This is a genomic window from Paenibacillus sp. N119s, assembly GCF_059447605.1.
Window position 1 is genome coordinate 1 of record NZ_JCAJRU010000267.1, and the last position, 6,449, is coordinate 6,449.

Annotated in this window: 5 protein-coding genes; all 5 read left to right on the forward strand. The window is 46.3% G+C overall.

All coding sequences use genetic code 11. The annotated features are described in order from the left end of the window. Positions 1-155 precede the first annotated feature (155 nt). Positions 156-620 (forward strand): CtsR family transcriptional regulator, encoded by a 465-nt coding sequence (locus AC5V8P_RS22245; RefSeq protein ID WP_016818631.1) that lies wholly within the window; start codon positions 156-158, stop codon positions 618-620. An 85-nt stretch (positions 621-705) separates the two neighbouring features. Then, positions 706-1,230, forward strand: a complete 525-nt coding sequence (gene mcsA, locus AC5V8P_RS22250; RefSeq protein WP_064795943.1) for a protein-arginine kinase activator protein McsA — start codon at positions 706-708, stop codon at positions 1,228-1,230. Between the two features lie 29 nt (positions 1,231-1,259). After that, positions 1,260-2,324, forward strand: coding sequence for a protein-arginine kinase McsB (gene mcsB, locus AC5V8P_RS22255; RefSeq protein ID WP_063211198.1), 1,065 nt, complete (start codon positions 1,260-1,262; stop codon positions 2,322-2,324). A 44-nt stretch (positions 2,325-2,368) separates the two neighbouring features. After that, entirely contained in the window at positions 2,369-4,813 is a 2,445-nt protein-coding gene (gene clpC / locus AC5V8P_RS22260) for an ATP-dependent protease ATP-binding subunit ClpC (protein ID WP_064795942.1), read from the forward strand. A 241-nt stretch (positions 4,814-5,054) separates the two neighbouring features. Then, positions 5,055-6,428 (forward strand): DNA repair protein RadA, encoded by a 1,374-nt coding sequence (gene radA, locus AC5V8P_RS22265; RefSeq protein WP_013373291.1) that lies wholly within the window; start codon positions 5,055-5,057, stop codon positions 6,426-6,428. The last annotated feature ends 21 nt before the right edge of the window (positions 6,429-6,449 follow it).

Genomic DNA, 6,449 nt, shown 5'->3' on the forward strand with positions numbered 1-6,449 from the left:
AGACGGTACAATTCTAATGGTTGTAGAACAGGTGATTACCTGAGCACAGCTTAGATTCGTGACTTTACCGTTTGGTTAAGTTCAATATACGGCGGACTCTGTGGAGCGTGAAATGTACTTGAATACTTGCGTTTCCGTTAGTGGAGGATGATGAAATGCGCAATGTTTCCGACATTATTGAACAATATTTGAAGAGCATGCTGCTGGAAAGTCCCCAAGGTTTAGTGGAGATTCAGCGCAATGATCTGGCTGATCGCTTTTCCTGCGTGCCGTCGCAAATTAATTATGTAATTAGTACCCGGTTTACGTTGGAAAAAGGTTATGTGGTGGAAAGTAAACGCGGTGGTGGAGGCTATATTCGAATTCAGCGAATTCAATTACCTGCACAGCATGCGATCCATACACACCTTCATCAGAGCATCGGGGAGGAAATTAGCCAGTCGGCAGCAGAAGGACTGATTTATCAGTTAGAGGAAGCACATTTTTTAAGCAAAAGGGAAGCTGGTCTCATAAAGGCTGCTTTATCAAGGGATACATTATTGCTGAAACTCCCCTATCGTGACCAACTGCGAGCAAGATTGCTTAAGGCTATGCTGATCTCGTTGCTGGCAGCCAAATAGCTAGTATCCGTTAACCAGTGAATAGAGATTTGCAATTCAGATGTAGGGATTTGTAAAAAATCCAGACGTTGAAGGAGGTGCTTTTATGCTGTGCCAAGAATGTAATATGCGGCCGGCAACTTTGCATTTCACCAAAATTGTGAATGGCGAAAAGACAGAGTTTCATATTTGTGAGACATGTGCCAAGGAAAAAGGGGAGATGATCCCTGGAACACCTAATGGCTTTTCGATTCATAGCTTGTTGTCGGGGATGTTGGATTTTGACTCCAGTACAAAAAGCCAGTCCTCAGGTCACAGTGTTCCACAAAATCTGCAATGCAAGGATTGCGGTATGACTTACACGCAGTTTAGTAAGCTAGGACGTTTTGGATGTCCATCATGCTATCAATATTTTGATAGTCGTTTGGACCCTCTGTTCAAGCGTGTGCATGGCAGTACGAGTCATGTGGGTAAAGTTCCAGTCCGTACTGGAGGCCGACTAAAGGTTAAACGACAAATTGATGAATTGAAGAAAGAGATGCAACAACACATTGTACAGGAAGAATTCGAATCAGCTGCCGAGCTTAGGGATCAAATCAGAAAGCTTGAAAAAGAAATGACTGAAGAGTAAAGTTTGTGAAGAGTAGGAGGGAATGCGTGATGCCCAATATCCGATTTACGGAAAAGCCGCTAAGTGATTGGATGCGTGGTGATGCTGCGGATTCGGAGATTGTCATTAGCAGCCGGGTAAGAATTGCGCGTAACTTGCAGCATCTGCCTTTTCCCATGCTTGCTACCAATCAGCAGTCGGAACAAGTGCTTCAACGCTTAACGGATATCCTTCAGTATGATGATTTGCGTCGTTTTGGTACTTTTCATACCTTGAAAATATCCGAGTTGGATGAGATCGACAAGCAGGTACTGGTTGAGAAGCACTTGATTAGTCCTAATTTGGCGAACGAATCTCGCAACGGTGCTGTGTTGATAAGTGATGATGAATCAGTTAGTGTTATGATAAATGAAGAAGATCATCTGCGTATTCAGTGTCTATATCCGGGATGCCAGGTAAGAGAAGCCTGGGAACGCGCTATGGTCATTGATGATGCATTTGAAGCACATGTTGATTATGCATTTGATGATCGGAGAGGTTTTCTGACCAGTTGTCCGACGAATGTCGGCACAGGTATGAGAGCTTCGGTGATGATGCATTTGCCCGCATTGGTCATGACTCATCAAATCAATCGTATACTGTCCGCTGTTTCACAGGTAGGTCTTACGGTTCGCGGCATTTATGGTGAAGGTAGCGAAGCGGTCGGGAATTTATTTCAGGTATCTAATCAGATCACACTGGGACAAACCGAAGCGGAAATTATCGAGAATCTACATGGCGTAGTGCTGCAAATTATAGAGCACGAACGATCTGCCAGAGAACGATTAATGAATGAATCTATGCTGCGGATTACAGATCGGGTGATGCGTTCATTCGGTATTTTATCATATGCAGCAGTTTTGGATTCCAAGGAGGCTGCACAGCGGCTGTCCGATGTACGTCTCGGTGTGGATTTAGGAATTTTGGAGCGTCCTTCCATTGCAGCGATGAATGAGCTTAATGTGATGACGCAACCCGGCTTTTTGCAAAAAAGCTTTGGGGATAAAATGAACACCGGTGAGCGCGATATGTACCGGGCGAAGCTGATCCGGCAAAAATTAGGCACAACCCTTTAATATATAGAATGATCTGAAATACACATTGTGGAGGTGCAGGATATATGATGTTTGGAAGATTTACGGAACGTGCACAGAAAGTGCTTGCTTTGGCCCAAGAAGAAGCTGTTCGATTGGGACACAACAACATTGGCACAGAGCACATTTTGCTAGGACTCATTCGAGAAGGTGAAGGAATAGCAGCTAAAGCCTTAATCGGTTTAGGGCTGGGACTGGAAAAAATCCAGGATGAAGTGGAAACACTGATTGGACGCGGTCAAGAGCAACCGACGAACATTGCCTATACTCCACGTGCCAAGAAAGTCATTGAGCTGTCTATGGATGAAGCACGTAAATTGGGCCATACCTATGTAGGTACCGAGCATATTTTGCTAGGCCTTATTCGTGAAGGTGAAGGCGTGGCCGCACGTGTGCTGAACAACCTGGGTATCAGTCTAAACAAAGCGCGTCAGCAAGTGCTTCAATTGCTCGGCAGCAGCGAGGCAGTTTCCAGCCATCACGGTGCTCCAGCTAATGTCAGCACGCCAACTCTGGACAGTCTGGCACGCGATCTGACGGCTTCTGCGAAGGAAAACAACCTGGACCCAGTTATTGGGCGTAGCAAGGAAATTGAGCGCGTTATTCAAGTGCTCAGCCGCCGTACAAAAAACAATCCTGTCTTGATCGGTGAACCTGGGGTAGGTAAAACGGCGATTGCCGAAGGATTGGCACAAAAAATCATAGCAAATGAGATTCCCGAAACGTTGCGCGACAAACGTGTAATGACACTCGATATGGGTTCTGTGGTAGCAGGCACGAAGTATCGTGGTGAATTTGAGGATCGTTTGAAGAAGATTATGGACGAGATTCGTCAAGCCGGAAATATCGTATTGTTCATTGACGAGCTGCATACGCTGATTGGTGCAGGTGGAGCGGAAGGCGCAATTGACGCATCCAACATCCTGAAACCTGCTCTGGCACGTGGCGAGCTGCAATGTATCGGTGCCACCACGCTGGATGAATATCGCAAATATATTGAGAAAGACGCTGCTCTAGAACGTCGTTTTCAACCTATTACAGTGGATCAACCTTCTCCGGAAGAAGCGATTCAAATCCTGTATGGTCTGCGCGACCGTTATGAAGCGCATCACCGTGTGAAAATCACTGATGAGGCTATTGAAGCTGCAGTAAGATTGTCGGATCGTTATATTACGGATCGCTTCCTACCGGATAAGGCTATCGACCTTATTGATGAAGCAGGCTCCAAAGTAAGATTGAACTCCTATACAGTACCGCCAAACCTGAAACAACTGGAAAACCGTCTGGAAGATATCCGCAAGGAAAAAGATTCAGCGGTACAAAGTCAAGAGTTTGAAAAAGCGGCTGCACTGCGCGATACAGAGCAAAAAATTCGTGAAGAGCTGGATGTCACGAAAAACCAATGGAAAGAACAACAAGGGCGTACAGATTCCGAAGTTACACCGGAGGATATCGCTCAGGTTGTTGCCATCTGGACTGGTGTCCCAGTCAGCAAGTTGAAAGAGGAAGAAACACATCGTTTGCTGAATATGGAGCAACTGTTGCATGAACGTGTGATTGGGCAGGAAGAAGCTGTTAAGGCAGTAAGCCGGGCAATTCGCCGGGCACGTGCTGGTCTGAAAGATCCGAAGCGTCCAATCGGCTCCTTTATTTTCCTTGGCCCAACTGGGGTTGGTAAAACCGAATTGGCACGGGCATTGGCTGAATCCATGTTCGGAGATGAAAATGCGGTTATCCGTATTGATATGTCCGAATATATGGAGAAGCACTCCACATCCCGTCTGGTAGGTGCGCCTCCAGGATATGTCGGATATGAAGAGGGCGGCCAACTGACTGAAAAGGTTCGTCGTAAGCCATACTCTGTTGTGTTGCTGGATGAAATCGAAAAAGCACACCCAGAAGTATTTAATATTCTGCTGCAAGTGCTGGAAGATGGACGTCTGACGGATTCCAAAGGCCGTGTTGTTGATTTCCGCAACACCCTGATTATTCTGACTTCCAATGTGGGGGCACAGGCGATCAAACGCAACTCTACGCTCGGCTTCACAGCCGTTGTAGATGCGGGAGCGGAATACGATAACATGAAGGGTAAAGTGATGGATGAGCTGAAGAAAAGCTTCCGTCCTGAGTTCTTGAACCGGATAGACGAAATTATCGTTTTCCATTCTCTCGAAGAAAAACATATTGCCGAAATTGTTTCACTCATGTCCGAAGAGCTCCGTAAGCGTCTGAATGAATATGAGGTGGACTTCGAGTTGACAGACAATGCTAAGAAATTTCTTGCCAAGGAAGGCTTCGATCCTGCGTATGGTGCGCGTCCATTGCGTCGTGCAATCCAGAAGCATATTGAAGATCGCCTGTCTGAGGAACTGTTGACTGGAAACATTGCTAAAGGCGACTCTCTTTTCATTGATGAAGAGAACGGTGCATTGACCGTAACGAAGAAGGACAATGTATCCACAAAGTCCTAAAGCAGTTTAGTAAATAAAACATTAAAAAAGGTGTCTCGCAGGCTGGAAAGCTACTGCGAAGGCACCTTTTTTGTGTCATGAACACCTTGAAAGGGCAGGCTAAAAGCTTTGGGAAAGTTTGTGATATTGCTTTACGTCCGCCAAGCTTCAATGGTAAACTTTTATTGTTACAGCTCTTTCAGATGCTGTGAGAAGATAAATTTGACATCATCGTCGTCAATAAGGAGCCAGGGAACAAAGTATGGCTAAAGTAAAAACTAAATTTTCCTGTACGGAATGTGGCTATGAATCGCCCAAATGGTACGGAAAATGTCCTGGATGCCAGGCATGGAATTCCATGGTCGAAGAAACGGAAAGCGTTGTAAAAACACAAGGAATGGGATCTTCCCTTCTTACTCATAGCACAAAAGACAAACCGCTTCCTATTATTGAAGTGGAGAGTGGCAAAGAAACACGAATTTTGACGGGAATTGGTGAATTGAATCGTGTGCTCGGCGGAGGTGTAGTGCCGGGTTCTCTTGTTCTGGTGGGTGGTGACCCAGGCATCGGTAAGTCGACGCTTATGTTGCAAACCTCTAACGAGCTGGCATTAACTGGTTTGAAGGTGCTGTACGTGTCTGGTGAGGAATCAGTTCGCCAAACGAAGCTGCGTGCAGATCGACTCGGTGCCTTGTCTCCCAGCTTATACGTATTATGTGAGACGAATTTGGAGACGATTGAAGAAGCAGTGGACAGCTTGAAGCCAGAGTTTTTGGTCATCGACTCGATACAGACTGTATATTTGCCAGAGGTGACAAGTGCGCCTGGTAGTGTAGCCCAGGTACGCGAGTGTACTTCACGATTTATGCGGATTGCCAAGGGATTAGGTATTGCGACAGTTCTGGTAGGACATGTGACCAAGGAAGGCGCTATTGCGGGTCCGCGTTTGTTAGAGCATATGGTCGATTGTGTACTTTATTTTGAAGGAGAGCGTCATCATACGTATCGGCTATTGCGTGCGGTTAAGAATCGTTTCGGTTCTACGAATGAAATCGGTATTTTTGAAATGGCCGAAAGCGGATTGCGAGAGGTAGCGAATCCTTCTGAGCTTTTCCTGTCCGAACGACCACTGGGGGTGGCTGGTTCCACGGTTGTTGCCAGTATGGAGGGAACGCGACCTGTGTTGGTTGAACTGCAAGCACTTATTGCGGCTACGCATTTTCCATCTCCACGCCGAATGGGTACGGGAATTGACCATCATCGGATGGGATTAATCATTGCTGTCCTAGAAAAACGGATGGGTATGTTTTTGCAAAACCAGGACGCTTATCTAAATGTTGCCGGAGGCGTAAAGCTGGATGAACCGGCGGTCGATTTAGCTATAGCTGTGAGTATTGCTTCCAGCTTTAGGGATGCTCCTACCAAGCCATATGATGTGATTTTTGGTGAAGTGGGACTGACAGGCGAGGTGCGCGCTGTATCCCGAGCAGAACAGCGAGTGCGAGAAGCGGAAAAATTAGGTTTCAAACGGGTGATCATGCCTGAGAAAAGCTTGAAGGGCTGGACTCATCCGAAAGGGATACAAATTATAGGAGTTGGAACGGTGGCAGATGCACTGGCAGCCGCACTAGATTAGGGGGCATTGAGAATGAAGGAA